19 protein-coding genes and 1 pseudogene are annotated in these 21,456 nt (G+C 40.0%); 13 read left to right on the top strand and 7 right to left on the bottom strand.

The window, feature by feature from the left end; genetic code table 11:
• Positions 1-124 precede the first annotated feature (124 nt).
• The 10 genes from rpsL (at position 125) to FJR06_RS19880 (ending at position 11,487) form a co-directional block, all read left to right on the top strand.
• On the top strand, positions 125-508 hold the full coding sequence (rpsL, locus tag FJR06_RS19925) for a 30S ribosomal protein S12 (protein ID WP_015078104.1): 384 nt from the start codon (positions 125-127) through the stop codon (positions 506-508).
• A 381-nt stretch (positions 509-889) separates the two neighbouring features.
• Positions 890-1,360: a 30S ribosomal protein S7 gene (gene rpsG / locus FJR06_RS19920; protein ID WP_015078103.1), complete on the top strand. Its 471-nt coding sequence runs from the start codon at positions 890-892 to the stop codon at positions 1,358-1,360.
• Positions 1,361-1,538: 178 nt separating this feature from the next.
• Positions 1,539-3,617 (top strand): elongation factor G, encoded by a 2,079-nt coding sequence (gene fusA, locus FJR06_RS19915; RefSeq protein WP_168652115.1) that lies wholly within the window; start codon positions 1,539-1,541, stop codon positions 3,615-3,617.
• Positions 3,618-3,639: 22 nt separating this feature from the next.
• Positions 3,640-4,869 carry an elongation factor Tu gene (tuf, locus tag FJR06_RS19910; RefSeq protein WP_168652114.1) on the top strand — a complete coding sequence of 410 codons (1,230 nt, stop codon included), beginning with the start codon at positions 3,640-3,642 and terminating at the stop codon, positions 4,867-4,869.
• Between the two features lie 164 nt (positions 4,870-5,033).
• Positions 5,034-5,351, top strand: coding sequence for a 30S ribosomal protein S10 (rpsJ, locus tag FJR06_RS19905; protein ID WP_015078100.1), 318 nt, complete (start codon positions 5,034-5,036; stop codon positions 5,349-5,351).
• A complete protein-coding gene (locus tag FJR06_RS19900; protein WP_168652113.1) occupies positions 5,335-5,490 on the top strand; it encodes a hypothetical protein in 156 nt (51 codons plus the stop codon). The genes rpsJ and FJR06_RS19900 overlap by 17 nt, the downstream gene beginning before the upstream one ends.
• Positions 5,491-5,666: 176 nt before the next feature.
• Positions 5,667-6,317: an LON peptidase substrate-binding domain-containing protein gene (locus FJR06_RS19895; RefSeq protein WP_015078098.1), complete on the top strand. Its 651-nt coding sequence runs from the start codon at positions 5,667-5,669 to the stop codon at positions 6,315-6,317.
• 113 nt (positions 6,318-6,430) lie between these two features.
• The gene (locus FJR06_RS19890; RefSeq protein ID WP_168652112.1) at positions 6,431-8,500 is read left to right on the top strand and encodes a prolyl oligopeptidase family protein; all 2,070 of its coding nucleotides are present in this window, start codon (positions 6,431-6,433) and stop codon (positions 8,498-8,500) included.
• Positions 8,501-8,724: 224 nt separating this feature from the next.
• Positions 8,725-10,794, top strand: coding sequence for an ATP-binding protein (locus FJR06_RS19885; RefSeq protein ID WP_168652111.1), 2,070 nt, complete (start codon positions 8,725-8,727; stop codon positions 10,792-10,794).
• Between the two features lie 366 nt (positions 10,795-11,160).
• Positions 11,161-11,487: an RNA-binding protein gene (locus tag FJR06_RS19880; protein ID WP_168631805.1), complete on the top strand. Its 327-nt coding sequence runs from the start codon at positions 11,161-11,163 to the stop codon at positions 11,485-11,487.
• A gap of 48 nt (positions 11,488-11,535) precedes the next feature.
• Here FJR06_RS19880 and FJR06_RS19875 read toward each other — a convergent pair.
• Positions 11,536-11,697 (bottom strand): annotated as a pseudogene (locus tag FJR06_RS19875) (Uma2 family endonuclease); the annotation flags it as partial.
• A 3-nt stretch (positions 11,698-11,700) separates the two neighbouring features.
• Entirely contained in the window at positions 11,701-12,462 is a 762-nt protein-coding gene (locus tag FJR06_RS19870) for a Uma2 family endonuclease (RefSeq protein WP_015078094.1), read from the bottom strand.
• 312 nt (positions 12,463-12,774) lie between these two features.
• Between FJR06_RS19870 and FJR06_RS19865 the strand changes: the two genes are divergently transcribed.
• On the top strand, positions 12,775-12,933 hold the full coding sequence (locus tag FJR06_RS19865) for a hypothetical protein (protein WP_015078093.1): 159 nt from the start codon (positions 12,775-12,777) through the stop codon (positions 12,931-12,933).
• A 580-nt stretch (positions 12,934-13,513) separates the two neighbouring features.
• On the opposite strand, the gene FJR06_RS19860 is transcribed toward FJR06_RS19865, so the two are convergent.
• The 4 genes from FJR06_RS19860 to FJR06_RS19845 all read right to left on the bottom strand — a co-directional run bounded on the left by FJR06_RS19860 (position 13,514) and on the right by FJR06_RS19845 (position 17,536).
• Positions 13,514-15,220, bottom strand: coding sequence for a diflavin flavoprotein (locus FJR06_RS19860; protein WP_168652110.1), 1,707 nt, complete (start codon positions 15,218-15,220; stop codon positions 13,514-13,516).
• A 133-nt stretch (positions 15,221-15,353) separates the two neighbouring features.
• Positions 15,354-15,581 (bottom strand): DUF433 domain-containing protein, encoded by a 228-nt coding sequence (locus FJR06_RS19855; protein ID WP_015078091.1) that lies wholly within the window; start codon positions 15,579-15,581, stop codon positions 15,354-15,356.
• A gap of 17 nt (positions 15,582-15,598) precedes the next feature.
• Complete coding sequence (locus FJR06_RS19850) at positions 15,599-15,736, bottom strand: hypothetical protein (RefSeq protein ID WP_158310490.1); 138 nt, start codon at positions 15,734-15,736, stop codon at positions 15,599-15,601.
• Positions 15,737-15,811: 75 nt separating this feature from the next.
• Positions 15,812-17,536 carry a diflavin flavoprotein gene (locus FJR06_RS19845; RefSeq protein WP_168652109.1) on the bottom strand — a complete coding sequence of 575 codons (1,725 nt, stop codon included), beginning with the start codon at positions 17,534-17,536 and terminating at the stop codon, positions 15,812-15,814.
• 457 nt (positions 17,537-17,993) lie between these two features.
• Between FJR06_RS19845 and FJR06_RS19840 the strand changes: the two genes are divergently transcribed.
• Entirely contained in the window at positions 17,994-18,470 is a 477-nt protein-coding gene (locus FJR06_RS19840; protein ID WP_015078089.1) for a phosphate-starvation-inducible PsiE family protein, read from the top strand.
• A gap of 258 nt (positions 18,471-18,728) precedes the next feature.
• Positions 18,729-19,655 (top strand): carbohydrate ABC transporter permease, encoded by a 927-nt coding sequence (locus FJR06_RS19835; RefSeq protein ID WP_041457484.1) that lies wholly within the window; start codon positions 18,729-18,731, stop codon positions 19,653-19,655.
• Between the two features lie 66 nt (positions 19,656-19,721).
• On the opposite strand, the gene FJR06_RS19830 is transcribed toward FJR06_RS19835, so the two are convergent.
• On the bottom strand, positions 19,722-21,068 hold the full coding sequence (locus FJR06_RS19830; protein ID WP_168652117.1) for a restriction endonuclease subunit S: 1,347 nt from the start codon (positions 21,066-21,068) through the stop codon (positions 19,722-19,724).
• Positions 21,069-21,456: the final 388 nt, after the last annotated feature.

Genomic DNA, 21,456 nt, shown 5'->3' with positions numbered 1-21,456 from the left:
ACTTCCTCTACTCCCCCAACTTCCCTGTTCCCTCCCAAAAATGATTGACAGAAAATCAAAAAAAAAGATATAATCAGGATTTGTTAAAACTTAGATCATAAAGCAGCTTCACGCGCTGTAACTCATGCCAACAATACAGCAGCTAATACGTAGTGAGCGCGAACTAGCGCGTCAAAAAACCAAGTCCCCTGCTCTGAAGCAATGCCCGCAACGGCGAGGCGTTTGCACCAGAGTATACACAACTACACCTAAAAAGCCTAACTCAGCACTCCGCAAGGTAGCCAGGGTAAGACTTACCTCTGGATTTGAAGTAACAGCTTACATCCCAGGTATCGGTCATAACTTACAAGAACACTCCGTAGTTATGATTCGTGGTGGTCGGGTCAAAGACTTGCCCGGAGTTAGATACCACATTATTCGTGGCACATTAGATACAGCCGGAGTTAAAGACCGCAAACAAGGCCGTTCCAAATATGGAACTAAGCTCCCAAAAGCAGGTAAAAAATAGGTAAGCGGCGGTTAATCGCGTTAAATACGGTTAATCGTCCTACCTGCAAACTGCGTAATAAACCAGCAGTAACGAATTTTTTTTCAGAAAATCAAACTGGATCTGGCATAAAAACAAGTTGTATGAGTTTGGAGAAGATAATCTTGTAAACGATAACAGCACTTTAATCTAAATTTTAAAGCTGATTACGTTGTCGTCTTCTGTGTCTGGTAGCAGATAATAAGTGAATTAATTCAGCCTCCTCTCAACTGATAGCGATAGCATGGCTCAAGCCATAAAGGAAAACACAGGAAAAATCAGCGGCTAATTAAACCGCTTTTAGTCTCCTGTGTTCTGATAGCATATAATTTCGTGGTCAAATTCCGTATTCAAGGATGAAGTATGTCTCGTCGTGGTGTTAGTCAAAGGCGCACAGTCCCGCCTGACTCAGTGTATAATAGTCGCCTTATCAGCATGATGATGCGCCGGATCATGCGTCATGGCAAAAAATCAATTGCCGCAAGAATAGTTTATGACGCTTTGAAAACTATTGAAGAACGTACTGGTGGAAGTCCATTAGAAACTTTTGAAAAAGCGGTGCGTAATGCGACACCATTGGTAGAAGTTAAAGCTCGCCGCGTTGGTGGAGCAACTTACCAAGTACCAATGGAAGTGCGTACAGATCGCGGTACTACTCTAGCATTGCGGTGGTTAGTTCAGTATTCTCGCCAACGTCCAGGTAGAACCATGGCCGGAAGATTGGCTAATGAATTAATGGATGCAGCGAATGAAACTGGTAGTGCTATTCGTAAGCGCGAAGAAACACATCGGATGGCGGAAGCGAACAAAGCGTTTGCACATTATCGTTACTAACTAGAAAAACGATATATCGTCTTCTCGTGTGCGGTATATCGTAGAATTTATAGCTAATGCCCAAAAAGGCAACTGCCTAGCTAGGCTAACAAAAAAAGACGGTTTTCCGTAAAAGTATAGAATCTTAACAAAGAGTAATATACAAGATATCATGAGGCGACAACCTTAGGAGGTAACTGTGGCACGCACGAACCCGCTAGAGAAAGTACGCAATATCGGTATTGCGGCGCATATAGATGCGGGCAAAACAACGACAACAGAGAGAATATTATTTTACTCTGGGATCATTCATAAAATTGGCGAAGTTCACGAAGGAACAGCCGTTACAGACTGGATGGAACAAGAACGGGAGCGGGGAATTACCATCACTGCTGCTGCCATTAGTACCAGTTGGAATGATCATCAAATTAACATTATTGATACTCCCGGTCACGTGGACTTCACCATTGAAGTTGAGCGTTCCATGCGAGTATTAGATGGTGTAATCGCTGTATTTTGTTCCGTAGGTGGTGTTCAACCCCAATCAGAAACAGTATGGCGACAAGCAGACCGCTATAAAGTCCCTCGCATTGCCTTTATTAACAAGATGGATCGCACCGGTGCGAACTTCTATAGAGTGCATGACCAAATGGTCGATCGCTTGCGAGCTAATGCGATCGCTATTCAACTGCCTATCGGTAGTGAAACTGAATTTAAGGGGATTATTGACTTGGTGAAAATGTGTGCATATATGTACACAAACGACCAAGGAACTGATATCCAAACAGTAGAAATTCCCGCTGGACTAGCCGAAAAAGCCGCCGAATACCGCATCAAGTTGGTAGAAGCAGTATCAGAAACTAGTGATGTGCTGATGAATAAGTACTTCGAGGGCGAAGAACTGACAGAAGCAGAAATCTGTACTGCCCTCCGCAAAGGAACAATTGCTGGAACAATAGTCCCAGTGCTTTGCGGTTCAGCCTTTAAGAACAAAGGCGTGCAATTGATGTTGGATGCGGTGATAGATTATCTACCATCACCACTGGAAGTGCCACCAATTCAAGGCACACTGCTCAACGGTGATCCCGTAGAACGTCATGCTGATGATAACGAACCATTATCAGCGTTGGCATTTAAGATTATGGCTGATCCTTACGGTCGCCTCACCTTCGTTCGTGTTTATTCTGGTGTGCTGAAGAAAGGTAGTTACGTTCTTAACGTCAGCAAGAATAAAAAAGAACGGATCTCTCGGTTAGTGCTGATGAAAGCAGATGACCGACAAGACGTAGATGAACTACGGGCGGGTGACTTGGGTGCTGCTTTGGGATTGAAAGATACTTTGACAGGTGATACCCTTTGTGATGAAGGTTTCCCAGTAATTCTGGAATCCCTATTTATTCCTGAACCTGTGATCTCGGTAGCGGTTGAACCCAAAACCAAGAACGACATGGATAAGCTTTCCAAAGCGCTGCAATCTTTGAGTGAAGAAGACCCCACCTTCCGTGTGCGTGTTGATCCAGAAACCAACCAAACCGTGATTGCGGGCATGGGAGAATTGCACCTAGAAATTCTTGTAGATCGGATGTTACGGGAATTTAAAGTAGAAGCAAACGTTGGTGCGCCCCAAGTGGCTTACCGCGAAACCATCCGCAAAGCCGTCGAAAAAATTGATGGTAAATTTATTCGCCAAAGTGGTGGTAAGGGTCAGTACGGTCACGTAGTGATCAACTTAGAACCAGGTGAACCAGGCACAGGTTTTGTATTTGTTTCTAAAATTGTCGGTGGGATTGTTCCCAAAGAGTACGTAGGACCTGCGGAACAGGGCATGAAAGAATGTTGTGAATCTGGTATTTTAGCCGGATATCCACTCATTGATGTCAAAGCTACCTTGATACATGGTTCTTATCACGACGTAGACTCTTCAGAAATGGCTTTCAAAATTGCCGGTTCTATGGCAATGAAAGAAGCGGCATCAAAAGCCTCTCCGGTGATCTTAGAGCCGATCATGAAAGTTGAAGTAGAAGTACCTGAAGACTACATCGGTAACGTGATTGGTGACTTAATCTCCCGCAGAGGACAGATTGAAAGCCAAAGCACTGAACAAGGACTGGCAAAGGTGGTATCGAAAGTTCCACTGGCAACCATGTTTGGTTATGCCACTGATATCCGGTCGAAAACCCAAGGTCGGGGTATCTTTACGATGGAATTTAGTACCTACGAAGAGGTGCCTCGCAGCGTAGCTGAGGGAATCATCTCAAAAAGTAAAGGGAACGCTTAATTAAAAAAGGAAACGATTATTCATGGCACGCGCAAAGTTTGAAAGAACTAAACCTCACGTTAATATCGGTACTGTTGGTCACGTTGACCATGGCAAAACTACTTTAACAGCAGCTATTACCATGACCTTGGCCGCTAATGGTCAAGCGGTGGGTAAAGGTTACGACCAAATTGATAATGCACCTGAAGAAAAAGCTCGGGGTATTACAATCAATACCGCTCACGTTGAGTATGAGACAGGCAGCCGTCACTATGCTCACGTAGATTGTCCTGGACACGCTGACTATGTGAAAAACATGATCACTGGTGCGGCACAAATGGATGGAGGCATCCTCGTAGTTGCAGCTACGGATGGTCCCATGCCCCAAACCCGTGAACACATCCTCTTGGCAAAACAAGTCGGTGTTCCTAGTCTTGTCGTGTTCTTGAACAAACAAGACATGATGGACGATGAAGAGTTGATGGAATTGGTAGAAATGGAACTGCGGGAATTGCTGACCGCTTATGATTTCCCCGGTGATGATATTCCCATTATCAAGGGTTCGGGTCTGAAAGCTCTGGAAGCAATGATTGCTAATCCCAAAACTCAACGCGGTGAAAATGAGTGGGTAGACAAAATCTATGAGTTGATGGATGCTGTAGATGCTTCTATTCCTACTCCTGAAAGGGATGTGGATAAACCATTCTTGATGGCTGTGGAAGATGTGTTCACCATCACAGGTCGTGGGACTGTGGCTACTGGACGGATCGAACGCGGTATCGTTAAGGTTGGCGATACAGTTGAGCTAGTCGGCATCAGAGATACCAAGACTACCGCAGTCACTGGGATCGAAATGTTCAAGAAGAGCCTTGATCAAGGTATGGCTGGAGATAACGCTGGTGTACTACTGCGTGGTCTCAAAAAAGAAGACATTGAGCGGGGTATGGTAATTGCCAAACCTGGTACAATTAAACCTCACACTGAGTTTGAAGGCGAAGTTTACGTTTTAACAGAGAAAGAAGGTGGTCGGAAAACACCATTTTTCGCAGGTTATCGCCCTCAGTTCTATGTGCGGACAACTGATGTAACTGGAACAATCCAAGCCTTTACCGATAGGGAAGGTACAGATGTGGAAATGGTTATGCCTGGCGATAACATCAAGGTAACAGTAGTATTGATCAATGCGATCGCTATTGAACAAGGTATGCGCTTCGCTATTCGTGAAGGTGGACGGACTATCGGTGCTGGCGTTGTCGCTAAAATCTTGAAATAACACTCACCTTTTTGCTCTTATTCAAAAGGAGTAGAGATGAATTATATAATCTCTGCTCCTTTCTATTCCCATAAACAATTTTAAATTTCAGATTTGCGATGAAATTTAACATCTAAAAATCTAAAATCTAAAGTCTAAAATTTACCGAACCTGGAAAACTAAAAATGGCAACTCTACAGCAGCAGAAGATTAGAATTCGTTTAAAGGCATTTGACCGCCGTTTATTAGATACATCTTGCGAGAAGATTGTTGAAACAGCTAACCGTACCAACGCTACAGCTATCGGACCAATTCCTTTACCCACAAAACGCAAGATATATTGCGTACTGCGATCGCCTCACGTAGATAAAGACTCCCGCGAACACTTTGAAACCCGCACCCATCGCCGGATTATTGACATTTACCAGCCTTCTTCTAAAACTATTGATGCACTCATGAAGCTAGATTTACCTTCTGGTGTAGATATTGAAGTCAAATTGTAAATTTGTCATTTGTCAGTGGTCAGTAGGGGCGAAGCATTTGGAAGATAAATTATCGGTCATTGCCAAAAATAGTTCTCCAAATGCTTCGCCCGTACAGTTGTCAGTTGTCAGTAGTGAAGGAAAAACAACGAACAACTGACAACGAACAACTGACCACTGACAACGAACAACTGACAATTAGCTCTGAGAAAATTTATCTCAGGGCTTTTTATTAGCTATAAAACATCATGATAAAATATGAATAAAGTACAGAGAAAGTAGGCAAGAATATAATATTTTAAGACTACAATTTATACTTAACTAACAATACTAACAATGACATCTTCTTCTAAAATCGCAGTGCGTGAACTACCTCTATTCCCATTACCAGAAGTGGTTCTATTTCCGACCAGACCATTACCTCTACATATCTTTGAATTTCGCTACAGAATCATGATGAATACGATTTTGGAGAGCGATCGCCGATTTGGGGTATTGATGATTGATCCCACAAAGGGGACAATTGCTAATGTGGGTTGTTGTGCGGAAATTCTGCATTATCAACGGCTACCTGATGACAGAATCAAGCTATTAGCTTTAGGACAGCAAAGATTTCGGGTTTTAGAATATGTCCGCGAAAAGCCCTATCGCGTCGGTTTGGTAGAATGGATTGAAGATCAACCCCCAGCTAAAGATTTACGTCCTTTAGCATCTGAGGTAGAACAACTGTTGCGGGATGTTGTGCGTCTTTCTGCCAAGTTAACAGAACAAGAGATTGAACTACCAAATGATTTACCAGATTTACCCACAGAACTATCTTATTGGATAGCTAGTAATCTCTATGGTGTCGCTCCCGAACAGCAAGCATTATTAGAAATACAGGATACAGTTGCTCGTTTAGAACGAGAAGCGGAAATTCTCACTTCTACTCGTAATCATTTAGCAGCGCGTTCTGTACTTAAAGATACGTTTAATGAAATGGAATAAAGGAAAACGTTACTTAATCTTTAAAGATCCCCGACTTCTCTAAGAAGTCGGGGATCTGAATCTGGTAATTGATTGCTATAGGATAGAGATAACAGTCCATCTATCCTGAATCTATGTCTAACTCTAAACAACCCCTGACCTATCCCACCATTAGCAAAAGTGATCAAATAGATAATTATCACGGAACTGCGGTTGCAGACCCTTACCGCGCCTTAGAAGACCCGGATACGGAAGAAACAAAGGCTTGGGTAGAAGCCCAAAATCAAGTTACCTTTAGCTACTTAAATGAAATTCCTGCTAGGGCAAAAATTAAACAGCGTCTCACCAAACTTTGGGATTATGAAAAATATGGAACTCCCTTTAAAGAAGGTGAAAATTACTTTTACTTCAAAAATGATGGACTGCAAAATCAAAGTGTTCTCTACACTCTCCCAACCTTAGAATCAGAACCAAGAGTATTACTTGACCCTAATCAACTTTCAGAAGATGGTACAGTTGCCCTTTCAGGAATTGCTATCAGTGAAAATGGTCAACTTTTAGCTTATGGTTTATCTAGTTCTGGTTCAGATTGGCAAGAATGGAAAGTGAGAGATATTGCCACAGGTGAAGATCTACAAGATCATTTACAATGGATTAAATTTTCTGGTGCTGCTTGGACTCATGATCATCAAGGTTTTTTCTACAGTCGTTATGATGAACCAAATGAAAAAACCAAATTAGAAGATGTAAATTATTACCAAAAATTATATTATCACAAACTTGGTACACAGCAATCAGAAGATATTTTAATTTATCATCGTTCTGATGAAAAAGAATGGGGTTTTGGTGGTAACGTCACCGAAGATGGCAAATATTTGATAATTTCAATCTGGCTAGGAACTGACTCCAAAAACTTAGTTTTTTATCAAGATTTAACAAATCTAAATTCTGAAATTATCGAACTAATTAACCAATTTGCAGCCGATTATAGCTTTATTAATAATGATGATCATATTTTCTACTTTCGCACAGATTTAAATGCCCCAAAAGGCAGAGTTATTGCCATTGATACTAAAAAACCAACTTCAGAAAATTGTCAGGAAATTATTCCTCAAGCTGTAGAAACATTAGAAAGTGTTGGTATTCTGAATAATCAATTTGTCGCTGATTATCTGCAAGATGCCCATAGCCAAATCAAGATATTTGATCTCAAAGGGAATTTTATTCGAGAAGTAGAATTACCCGGAATTGGTTCAGCAAGTGGATTTGGTGGTAAACGCCATGATCCAGAAACATTTTATAGTTTCACCAGCTTTACTACTCCCGGAACTATTTACCGTTACGACATGAAAACGGGTAAAAGTGAAATTTTCCGGCAGCCAAAAGTAGATTTCAATGCTGATGAATATGAGACAAAACAGGTTTTTTATGAAAGTAAAGATGGTACAAAAGTGCCAATGTTTATTACCCAGAAAAAAGGAATTAAATTAGATGGCAATAATCCCACTTATCTCTATGGATATGGTGGTTTTAATATCTCATTAACACCAAGTTTTTCTGTGAGTTTATTAATATGGCTAGAAATGGGGGGAGTGTATGCTGTTCCTAATTTGCGGGGTGGTGGTGAATATGGGGAAGAATGGCATCAAGCAGGAATGAAAGAGAAAAAACAAAACGTTTTTGATGATTTTATTACTGCTGCTGAATGGTTAATTGCTAATAATTACACTAAACCTGCAAAACTAGCAATTGGTGGAGGTAGTAACGGCGGTTTATTGGTGGGTGCTTGTATGACTCAACGCCCTGATTTGTTTGGTGCAGCCTTACCCGCAGTGGGTGTTATGGATATGTTGCGTTTCCATAAATTTACTATTGGTTGGGCTTGGGTAGCTGAATATGGTTCTTCAGAAAATGCGGCAGAATTTACAAATTTGTATGCTTATTCACCTTTGCATAATTTGAAGATGGGAACAGCTTATCCGCCAACTTTAATTATTACCGCAGATCATGATGATCGTGTTGTTCCTGCCCATAGTTTTAAATTTGCTGCGGCTTTACAAGCAGCCCATAATGGTAATGCACCCGTATTAATTAGAATTGAAATAAAAGCAGGACATGGTGCAGGTAAACCGACAGCAAAAATTATTGAAGAAGCAGCAGATAAGTGGGGTTTTTTGGTACGCGTTTTGGCGATTGATGTTTAACTTATTGGTAGATAAATTTCCGATAATTTTCAGTTACTGCACACACAATACTTGTTTAAACCTGTGTCTTTAATGCTTTCACTCATATATATATATATATATATATGAGTGCATAGTATGAGTTAATATTTTGGTAAAATTTTACCTAGCGCGAATTTTGGGTTCAATGCTACTCTTACTTCGTGACTGCAAAATGAATCAAAAAAGCACTGAAAAGAAAAACTATGGCTCAAGCCCATTACCAAATCCTGTTTTTAGAAGATTCCCCAGTAGATAGGGTATTATATAGCCGCTTTTTAAGTCAGGATACGTTGGCTACATATGAGATAACTGAGGCTAAATCAGGATTAGAAGGATTAACCAAACTAGCGGAAAGCCAGCCAGATTTAATTCTTCTAGACCATCAACTGCAAGATATGAATGGGTTGGAATTTCTCAACCAGTTGCAGCTACAACTCAGTAGTCCACATATTCCAGTGACTATTTTAACAGGAACAGGAGACGAAAAGATTGCTGTGCAAGCAATGAAGAACGGTGTTCAGGACTACATTGTTAAGGATAAAATCACTCCCCAAGGGTTGTGCCGCGCCATTCATGAGGTATTAGAGAAAACCCGCATGATGAAGAATATGCAAGCCCTTTATATTCCCCTCCAGCAAGCAGAATTATATCAAGATTTGCAAAAACTCAATGCCTCTTTAGAGAAAAAGGTACAGAAACTGACTGAGGAACTAGCAGTTAGTGAAAGTAAATATCGCGCTATCTTCAACCAAAGATTTCAATTTACAGGGCTACTTGACCTAGAAGGGATGGTATTGGAACTCAACCAAGCATCTTTGGAATTTACTGGGTTGCAAATGGCAGATTTGATCAACCGTCCCATTTGGGAAGTTTATGGTTGGCAAATTTCCCAGGCAACTCAGGATCAGTTAAAGCACGCGATCGCTCGTGCTGCCCAAGGTGACTTTATTTCCTCCCAAGTAGAAGTACAGGGAATAGATAATCAAATCCTCACCATAGATTTCTCCATCGGACCCCTAAGAAATAATGCCGGTGAAGTAGTTATGCTGATTTCAGAGGGACGGGATATTACTGAAGCAAAGCTTAATGAAGCTAAATGCAAGCAAGCAGAAGCCACTTTAAAATTTCAAGCCCAGATCCTCGAAGAAATTCACGATGCTGTCATTACTACTGATATCAATGGCATTATTCAAAGTTGGAATCTCGGTGCAGAGAACTATTATGGGTATACAGCAGCGGAAATGATTGGGCAGAGTGTGAGCATTCTCTACCTAGATCCAGTTGAACTCCAAACAAACATAATGTCAACCCTATTGGCAAAGGGTCGTCATGAGGTAGAGGTGGCTGCCTGTCGTGCGAAATCAGGAGATATTGTTTATATCAACTTGCGGCTTTCGGTCATCCGGGACAACCATGGCAACATTACTCATATAGTTGGCTGCTCCCATGACATCACTAAACAGCAAGCTGCAATTAAAGAGCGGAATGATATATTAAAACAAGAACAAGCTGCTCGCAAACAAGTAGAAGCTGCTAACCAGATCAAAGATGAATTTTTGGCGGTTGTATCCCACGAATTGCGGACACCACTGAACTCTATACTCGGTTGGGCTAGTTTACTCAAAAAAGGTAAATTAAAGCCAGAAGAAACGGATGAAGCTCTAAGTATTATTGAGCGTAATGCCAAATTACAGGTTTACTTAATTAATGATTTGCTCGATATGTCCCGGATTTTTCAGGGTAAAGGGACAATGAAAGTCTCTTCAGTTAATCTTGCTACTATAATTTCAGCAGTTTCAGAAACACTGTTTTTAGCACCCAAAACTAAAAAAATTCAGATTCAAACTATTATTGCAGCAAATATTGGTCTAGTTGCTGGTGATCCAGTCCGATTGCAACAAATCGTGTGGAATTTGTTGTCCAACGCTGTCAAATTTACACCTCATGGTGGGCAAATAGAAGTGAGGCTAGAGTGCGTTGGCTTTGATGCTCAAATTACAGTCAGTGACACAGGTAAAGGAATCAGCCCAGAATTTTTACCATACATATTTGATTACTTTCGTCAAGAAGATAGCTCAACTACTAGAGAATTCGGTGGCTTGGGGTTGGGGTTGGCAATTGCCCGTAATTTAGCAGAACTGCATGGTGGCACTATTCAAGCTGATAGTTCTGGTCTGGGACAGGGAGCTACTTTCACCTTTAGACTACCGTTAATGAATGCTAACTCAGAAAATGCTGATTATCCTCAGCCACAAGATGGATATTTAGCTTAACCGAATCAAACTTAAACTAATTGGTAGTAAATGTATTACCCGGCAAAGCATTATTTTTTCTGTCAATGAACAACTAAGAATTAGTTAATGCTTCCAAAAGTGGATATAAATTGAATTATTGCGGCTGAAGTGCGAGAACTAGGGGGGAATTTCCAATATTGACTGCTCATAAACAACAAATATGACTTTTTACAACATTTTTTTAACTTCTTTCCACAATTATCATTTTTTGTGTAATCATTAGAAAGTGGGAATTAATTCGGCGGTAATGTTTGTGGTTAGTATTGACAGGCTTTCCCTTTTGGTATTTACAGACTTTTCTCCGAAATCTAAATCTCTACATTCTTATGATTTTGGAAATATTCTATGTCAATTTACGTGGGTAACCTCTCTTACGAAGTTACACAAGATGCTCTCAGTGCTGTTTTTGCAGACTATGGTGCTGTAAAACGTGTTCAACTTCCTACTGACCGTGAGACAGGCCGCTTGCGCGGCTTCGGTTTTGTGGAAATGGGTACTGAAGCTGAAGAACAGGCCGCTATTGATGCCCTTGATGGTGCTGAATGGATGGGTCGTCTTCTGAAAGTGAACAAGGCCAAACCCAAGGAAGATAGAGGTCCTGGTGGTGGTGGTAGTCGCGGTGGCTACGGCGGCGGCGGTGGTAACCGTGGCGGCGGCGGCGGTCGCTATTAAGCTGAATTTAGCTAAGATCTTTTAGTTATTCAATGCTGAAAAAATTACCTATTCCCTTCGCGGGGTGGGTAATTTTTTTGATCGTAAAACCTCTTCTCCAGAAAGTACAGCCGGAAGTTGGACAATTTCTACAGGTTTTCCTAGTCGGTAGATTTCCACTTGTTGATTTTGGGGGTTAATTAACCAACCCAAACGCAAACCATTATCTATCAATTAGCCTTCTTCATCATCACCAAAATCAGGTTCAACACCAAGAGCGCGTAATTGTGCTGCTAATCTTTCTGCACGTCTTCTTTCTCGCTCCCCTTGTTTTCTTTCCCGTTCTGCCGGTGTGAGAACCCAGTTACCTGAAGCATCATACCAGCGTAACCACTGCCGTTCAATGCCTTGATAGACACCTTGCCACAGTCCCAAACCTAGTTCAATATCATTTAGCCATACACGCAGTTGATTGATTTCCAATTCAGCATAACTACTTCCCTGTAACTGAAATGCTCTTAACTGGTCAGTGTAACGGTCAAAAACTAGATAATAGGGTACTCTTAAAACTCGTTCGTAAACTTCCCATTTAGTTGGAGGTTGACTAGCATCTCGTAAGGTTCTCCCTAAATCTTCTTTTTCTGTTCCTGGTGAAATAAATTCTACCACTACAAAAGGATTAACGCCTTCTTGCCAAACCACATAACTAAGCCGTAGTTCTTTTTGTGCATACAACCTAGGGACATCAACTACCGCAAACCAGTCAGGGCGTTTATACCATAATGGATGATGAACATCGTAGTAAAGATTTAAGTCTGTGGCGATAAATACCTGATTTTCCGGGAATTTTGAAGGACAAAAAGTTTCCCGTAATAACTGCGGTTGTAAAAGATGAAATTCGTCTGGCAAACCGGCTTCCTCTGGATCTTCGCTAGGTAAATCATACATTGTCGGTAGGAATTCCTGAGCAGAACGCGGTGGGTCTGTTTGATACATAACGGCTGCAAAAAAGAAATGTCAATTTCACTATCAATACCTTGTCCATTTTCTGTAGGTTAGGTTAAGCGACAGCGCAACCCAACAAATGCGTTGGGTTTCATGCTTCAACCCAACCTACAAATCTTGTTTAGAAAAAATTTTAGTGCATCATAATTTGGCACATCGAATAAAAAAATTACCTGTTCAATTTTGATTAATTTAAGCTATACTATTCAGTAGTGTAAATTCATATCTATATTTACACTGAACACCCCAAACAACTATAATGTTGAATGAGGTGAAATTAAATATAAAAAGGAGCAACATCAGATGTCTTACGTTTTATGTGTTGTTCTGGCTTTGCTTATTTTGGCTTTGCTTTCTCTGGCTTTTATCTCCAGCAAGACTGCCGAAATTGCAAATTCAGGCGTTTTAATGTTCCGTTCAATTGAGCATATCTTAGAGCGATGGATTAATCGCAATAAGTAATAGGTACGTTTAAGTAGGTGATACTACTATTGTATGTTCTTCTGTATCAAAGTTAACCTTACTAAGGGCGCACTTCTCTTATATAGGGGGTCTGCCCTTTTTTTTATTTAAACATTTGACGCATCATGTAAACCAATATAACAAGAATATAATAATCTGTCAAGCGCAAAATATAAAATATTGTTCTCGTTCCTAGTCTCTGACTAGGAATGCAGTTGATGAGGCTCTGCCTCAAGTACCAGCACAAAATGGGGTAAAATGGCTTGTATTCTGGGATTGGAGGCAGAGCCTCCTGGTAGGCATTCCCAGCCGGAGTCTGGGAACGAGGGATATATTTTTTATTTTCTTAAATATCGCATTTACGTCACCTTTGTCCAAACTCCAAAAATGTGATGCTTGGGGAGAGGGATGCGATCGCTTGTAAATGGTAAACTCCAAGAGTGCGATGCCTGCGACAAGGGAAAACTCTTACCTTTGCGCCTTTGCGTGTTAGCGAAGCGGGGCGAAGCCTGGCAGACTTATATTTTAACTAAACAAGAAAATCAAAAAATATTTAGGTGGGCATTGCCCACCCTACTGTTTAATAATAACTCGCCGATTTGCGATAATGTACCGCTGTGACACCATCTTGATTTAAGACTTTACCATCATCAACAGTGGCATAAACTAACCAATGATCACCAGATTCCATCCGACTTTGGACAGAACATTCCAAATACGCTAAAGCACCATTGAGAATAATCCCGCCATTATTGGCTTCTTGAGTGTCCAAACCGGCAAATCTATCTTGTCCAGGGGCGTAAACTTTCATAAATTGCTTACGAATTTCTTTCCCTTCCGCCAAAATATTGACTACAAATTTGTTATTTGTATAGGATAAGGATTCCATAGCTCGTTCTTTAGCTACCGCAATGGTTAAACCAGGAGGATTAAAACTGGCTTGTGTTACCCAAGATGCTAACATTCCCGTTTTAACATCACCTTGGCTTGCTGTAACCACACATATAGAACCAACAATCCGCCCTACAGCTTGTTCGACATTACTTGCAGGTTGTTTAGCGACAACTGATTTTTTCGCGGCGCGTTTCAATGCTTGGGCGAAATCAGTTCCCGCTTCTTCGCAGGTTTGCAAGGTAACTTCATTGGGTTTGAATTTAACGCGAATGGTGTCAAATCCAAATCTGTATCCTGCGTCTTTGAGTTTGCTTTCAATTAAATCAACGGCTTCTCCACTCCAGCCAAAAGAACCAAATACGCCGGCTAATTTATTGTTAGTTGCGGTAGAAAGGACAATTCCTAATGCTGTTTGCACGGGTGTGGGTGCGTGTCCTCCTAAGGTGGGAGAACCTATGACGAAACCGGCGGATTTTTCAATTGCGGCTTTGATTTCTTCAGGTTCGGTAAATTCGCAGTTAATGGCTTCGACATTGACACCGGCTTTGGTGATGCCGCGAGCGATCGCCTGTGCTAAAGTTGCAGTATTGCCATAGGCTGAGGCATAAATCAAAGCCACTGTCATATCAGCGGAAGTTTGCTGTTTAGTCCATTCCCGATAGCCTTTGGTAATATCAATTAAACCATAGCGGACAATTGGACCATGACCAGTAGCATACATTCGCACCGGCAAATCTGCTAATTTTTCTAAAGCTGTTTCGATTTGTCTGGCGTGAGGTGCCATTAAACAGTCAAAATAATAGCGTCTGTCTTCGTTAAATACTTCCCAACCTTCATCAAAAACTTGATCTGAGCAAATATGCGCTCCAAATAGTTTATCAGAAAACAAGATTTCTGTTTGCCGGTCCCATGTACAAAGTTCGTCAGCGTAACGGGGGTTAGGTGTGGGAATAAATTGTAAATGATGTCCTTTTCCTAAATCTAGGGTATCTTCTCCCCGCATGACCAAAATTTGTAAATCGTCTTTTTCCAAAGCCGCGCGTAAATTTATCGCCCCTGGGTTAGAACAAACAAAGGTAATTTGGGGGGCGATTTCCAGTAATGCTTTTAACGTTGCAGCGCGGTTGGGGTTAACGTGACCAAGAATCACATAATCGAGTTTTTTGACATCAAACCGCTGTTGTAAGGCTTGGAGGTAGATTTCGGTAAAAGTTTCGCCAGGGGGGTCAAGCAGGGCATTTTTATCGCCTTGGATGAGATAAGAATTAGCCGTTGTTCCCTTGGCTAAAGCATATTCAATTTCAAATCTTAGTCTTGCCCAACTGCGCGATCGCAATACGATTGTATCTGTCCCAATGGGCAATATTTGTACGTCACGGGGTTTAGTGGTCATTGGTGATTGGTGATTGGTATGAATTATGTTTCGCGCAAAGGCACAAAGGAGCAAAGGCGCAAAGGTTAAGATTTTTAATTTTCCAATTTTAGAGGGAACGGGGCATATTTTCATCAACGAGGAAGTTCAAAATTTACGCTCCCAATGCAGTGACTTGGGTGTATTTAACTAGATCAGCAGCGTAACTGAGAGCAGCTTCAACTTGATTTTTACTGAGTTCGTATTCTTGCATGACTTCTTCCTTGCTCATACCACCAGCAAGAGAGCCAATAATAATAGAAATAGGAACGCGGGTTTCGGTAATAACAGGTGTACCGTGGTGGATACCACTATCTACGCTAATATGCGGTGCAATTTCCATATATACCTTTCTCTTTGCTATTTTTTCATTGTGCCTGGAAATCTAGCTAAAGCATATTCAATTTCAAATCTTAATCTGGACCAACTGCGCGATCGCAATACGATAGTATCTGTACCAATGGGCAATATTTGCACGTCACGGGGTTTAGTGGTCATTTGTCAGTTGTCAGTTGTTCGTTGTACGGAATTTTCTTTCCCTGTTCCCTGTTCCCTGTTCCCTGTTCCCTATTTTTAATAATGATTCCCGACTTTGCGGTGGTGTACTGCTGTCATGGCATCGGGATTGGATACTCTACCGGCGTAAGCTGTACTGTATACTGCCCAATGATCACCACAATCCATGCGGCTAACTACTTCGCATTCTATGTATGCTAGGGCATCTGTGAGGATAGGTGCGCCATTTTCAGCAGGTTGGGTTTTCACACCTTGAAAACGATCTGCACCGGGAGCAAATCTTTTTAAGAAGTGTTTCATTAATGGTTGATAGTTGCCTTCTTCGAGTACATTGAGAACGAAGCGATCGCCTACTTGCATGAGTGATTCTATGGCTCGATCTTTGGCGACGGCAATGGAAAAGCCCAAGGGTTTGAAGCTGGCTTGACTTACCCAGGAAGCTAACATGGCGCTGGATACGTCGGCTTTTTTGGCTGTGATGATATATAAACCACCGCTAATTCTTCCCAAGGCTTTATCTAAATCAGCAGCCAGGGATTTCATGGCTTTGATGCTTTTGTCTCTTGTTACCCATTGTCCCAAGTCTGTCCCCGCTTCTTCACACTTTTTATAAGTGTTAGCTGTGGGTGTTTCCCGAATTTCAATTACGGGAAAAGATAAGTGTAACCCTAAAGCCCGGAATTTATTTAATAGGGGATAGGTGGGTTCATCATCTCCTCCACCAGTTTCAAAAATGCCAATGGCTTGTTTTTCTTTGGCAGAACCTAAAACGGTGCTGAGGGCGGCTTGAATGTTAGAATTGCCTGAAGTTGGGGGCATTCCCACAACTAAGCCTGTACAACGTCCTACCAGTTCCCGCAGTTCTTGTAATTCGTTGACGCTGGCTAAATCTACTATTTCTACAGCGACACCAGTTTTTGTCATCCCGTTAGCAATAGATTGGGCGATGCGATCGCCAAAACCGTACTCGGAAACGTAAAATATTCCTACTGGGGTTTCGGCTTTGGTTTGGCCTTGACTCCAACTGCGATAACGGCCTGTCAATTCTTCCACATTGTGATATAATAGGGGTCCATGTCCGGTGGCAATCATGCGAATTGTTTTCAATTCTGCCATGCGCTTCATAGCGGACAGGACGGAACGGGCATTTGGTCCCATCAAACATTCGTAGTAATATTGAAAATCAGCTTCTATTGCTGCTAAATCGTCATCAAAGGTACTTTCTGAGCAATAATGTAACCCGAAAGCATCGCAGGTGTAGAGAATTTGGGTTTTGTGGTCAAAGCTGAAAATGGTATCCGGCCAATGTAAATTAGGAGCAATGACAAATTCAAATTCATGGCCATTGCCTAAATCTAAGCGATCGCCATTTTTGACAATTTTGCGGTTAAATGGTTGATGTACCATGTCCTCCAAAAACTGAATTGCCACCTTTGACGCAACTACAGTTAGATGAGGAGCGAGTTGTAGTAAGTCTTTTACTAAACCGCTGTGATCTGGTTCAGTGTGACTAACAATTAAATAATCAATATCTTGGGGATTAATTAAACCGGTGAGAGTATCAAAATAAAGTTTGCGAAACTTTTCATGGGAAGTATCAACCAGGGCGATTTTTTCCCCCCGAATCAGAAAAGAGTTGTAGGTTGTACCATTTTGTAAGCCAAATTCAATATCAAAGCGATCGCGGTCCCAATCCAAAGACCGAATTGCGGTAGTATCTTCACTAATCTCTACAGTATTTATAGTCAGACGCTTTTCTAGTTTCTCGGTAAGCAATACCATAACGCCCCTCTTTAATAAATTGAGTATTTATGCCTTTCTCTTATTGTGGCACAGCTTGAATATTAATTTTTATTAAAAAACATATACCTCAGTTAAGAAAATTAAAACTGTCAACAATCATCGTCAGTCAAAAGACCAACAGCATCTTTCCATAGTCCTAATTGTGGGCAATTCCCGTTTCCATTGGGCATTATTCATAGATAAAATCTTATACTTAATAATGGATAAATCCTATCTACTTAGGTCAGCGGGGCTAACTTAAAGTTAATCAGCTACTGAAGCATCAGTAAAAAAATAGAACCAGGAATTAATTAAAGTTTGAAAGTGGGGGGTAGAAACAGTTAATCTCCTCCTTGATTTGAATTGATAATTACTTATTGTTCTCTGTTCACTTTATTCAAAGTAGTTTAATGGTTAATTATTAAAATAGATTTATCTTTCTGTTCTAGAAAATACTATGCCACAGCGGATAATTATAGAAGTCAATAATTTGTTTAAACGGGATAGAATTGTTCGTAACTTAGAACTTTTTCAGGATATTATTGTTATCTCCCTTTGCGTGAGTTTGTTTTGTGTAATGCTCATTCGCTTAGGAGATATGTTTTTATCATTTTTAAGTCCATTAGATCTACGGCAAGTAACATCTGATATTTTGTTTATTTTGATATTAGTAGAACTGTTTCGGTTGTTAGTTGATTACCTGCAAGAACGGAGTATTTCTGTAGGTGCAGCGGTAGAAATTACGATTGTTTCGGCTTTACGAGAGGTAATTTTACGTGGTGTATTAGAAATTTCCCGCGACCAACTTTTTGGACTTTCTGTATTTCTACTAATTTTATCAGGAATTTTCCTGGCTTTACCTTGGATGCCTCGTTTATTAGAACAGGTGAAAATTAATCAGCATGAAACAGTAGATACAAAACCAGAATTGTAATTTTATTGAAGAATAGGGAAAAGGATTATTTTACTAATTCCCTATTTAATTTTTGAGTATATTTGCTAAATAGTTTTTGTGCGACTCTGAAATCATACTGATAAAATAATACCTTTGCCATTGCTACGTAACACTGAGGTAAACAATCCAACCTCCAAATCAAGGCTTTTCTCAATTTGGCGTAAGTATTAATCAAAATAACTTTATCTAGACTCCGAAATAAGATACTATAGTTGCTAAAACTTGATCCTCAAATATATGTCTCAATTAACATCAAAACAATGGATTTTAATGCAACAGAGAATAACACCTTATTTATTTTTATTACCAGCCTTAATTATTTTAGCATTAACTGTTTTTTATCCAGCAGTTCAAGCCTTTTATCTCAGTTTTACCAACTATGAAAATATAGGAGATCCTCCTCAATGGATTGGCTGGAAAAATTTCCTGCGTTTATCGAAAGATCCAGTTTTTTGGCAAACATTACAAAATACATTTATTTATCTAATTGGTGTTGTGCCAATTTTAGTATTTTTACCCTTGGCTTTAGCAATTTTAGTCAATCAAAAACTGCGGGGAATGAATTGGTTTAGAACAGCTTATTATACTCCAGTTGTCATTTCCATGGTAGTAGCTGGGATAGCTTGGAAATGGTTATATGCAGAAAACGGATTGCTGAATCAAATTCTCAAAACTTTAGGGATTTTTACCGACGGAATTCCCTGGTTAACAAGTCCTGATAAGATATTGGGAATTGTCCCCATTTCCCTAGCTAGTATTATGGCTGTAACGATTTGGAAGGGCTTAGGCTATTATATGGTAATTTATTTAGCTGGATTACAAGCCATTCCCGCTGATATTTATGAAGCTGCGGCTATTGATGGTTCAGATAGTGTTCGTAAACATTGGGATATTACCTTACCATTGATGCAACCCTATTTAGCTTTAGTGGCTGTAATTTCGGCAATTTCCGCAACTAAAGTTTTTGAAGAAGTTTATATTATGACCCAAGGCGGACCGCTGAATAGTTCTAAGACTATTGTTTATTATTTGTATGAACAAGCATTTGGTAATTTAGAGATTAGCTATGCTTGTACCATTGGTTTGGTGCTATTTTTAATTATTTTAGGGTTATCAATTTTAAGATTAGTTGTAAATCAAGATGGTAATGATTTTAGTGTTTAATATTTAAAGATGAATTTTGCATCAATATCTATTACGATTCATGTACTTGAACGGTAACTAATCTGGCTATTCTAAGCCTGGTAGGGTTAGTTGTAGTGCGTTTATTTGTGGCTGGGTGGCTGGGATAGGAAGGTTTTCCGGTTTATCTGTAGATTTTGGTTTTGGCTGTTGTGGGTGATTTTCTGCGGATAATGCGGATATGTCTAGTTCGTTGCTGTCTGAGGATGTAAGTTCTCCACGAAAGGCGCGATATAGCAGCGTTTGAAATAAATGTTCTGCTTGGCGTTCGGCTTCTCGTTGTTGGGTGCGAAAGCGTTCATGTTTTTGGACTATTTGGGCAAATTTTTCTTGGAGTGGGAGAGGGGGGAGTGGAACAGGTAAAGCTTTTAATTGTGTCATATTAATAGTTGCTAAATTAGTTGTTTGCTTTGAACATTGCAAAAAATATAATTTAGTGTATTGAGTTAAAAGTAATTTTGCAAAAAACTCAGGTAATATGATTTTCCTATTTGTTCTTACTCTAAATATATGATTTTGATGTATGCAATTTTCAATTTGACCATGCCAAATTGCACCACGACCTAATTTATCATAATCACCGCCTTCAGTCATTAAAATATCACCTTTTTGAAGTTTTAATTGTTCTACTTCTTGTGGTAAAGCTTCAATTAATTTTATATCTGTTAAATCAAGATAACCATCCTGTACGTTGGCAACACGCATATATGGAACTTGAACAGTTTGTTTACCATTAAACTTTTGTCCTTTGGTTACTCCTGAAGCAATATCAGCAACATCATCTAAATTTTTAATAAACCAACCCATCGGATTAGTAACAGGATCGCCGAACATTTCCAGAAAGACGGATTGTAGAAAGGTTTCGCTGAGTTGTAGGGAGTAGCGACGGGTTCGACGTAGGCGATCGCATTTTTCCAATATTGCTGCAATTCGCTTTTGTTCTGGTAATGGTGGTATATCTACTTCCCATTTTTCCATACCCTCCTTTGTCATATGCAGCATTGAGATACCGTGAGATGCTGCTTTAATTGAAGTTGTAATGTTTGTCAGTAAATAGTAAGCAAATTTTTTATCTATCGCTGGTGTTGGTTCAACTTTCCATATATGGTAATGATATATAGATTTTGTTCCATTCCATATAAAAGGACCAAATGTAGCTGACCAAGCACATAGTAAATCTCCTTTATCACAATATTGATCTTCAGGAAGTTGAAGATCAGAGTAGTACCATTTTTCACTTCCATGAAGATTTTGAATTCTGATGATAGGAGTACCAGAATTGAGCATTTCAACTTGAGAATATGCCCTACCATTGATTAATCTGAAACATTTACCAAGTGTTGTTTTAATCCAATTTGGTTGTTTATAATCTGTTTTTTTGTTGAAATATTCCATTATTTCATCTTTCAAATTTAACACAATATCTAAATCTCTAATCTCACATGAGTTAGTATCTGTCATCAATAAAGCCAGGGAATAAATTCCCTGTCTAAAAGCTCAAGTCCGTTAAAACGGACTAAAATGAGATTACCAAAAAATCGGGTTTAATTGCCAAATAAAATTACCATTATTCCCCAAAACAAAACAATCAAATCAACATCCAAATTATATTCAGTCGGTTTCAACCGACTTCAGCTATAAGACAGGGAATTTATTCCCTGGCATTTATTGGCATTGATTAGCATTGATTGACATTGATTAGCATTGATTGACATTTATTAGAATTGATTGGCATTTATTCCCCAACAAAACCGATAAAATGAATAAACCCATAAATCTATAA

It is taken from the genome of Dolichospermum sp. UHCC 0352 (assembly GCF_009711925.1).
In the GTDB taxonomy this organism is placed as follows: domain Bacteria; phylum Cyanobacteriota; class Cyanobacteriia; order Cyanobacteriales; family Nostocaceae; genus Dolichospermum; species Dolichospermum lemmermannii.
Note: the sequence above shows the minus strand (reverse complement) of the source record. Positions and strands in the feature narration are given on the sequence as shown.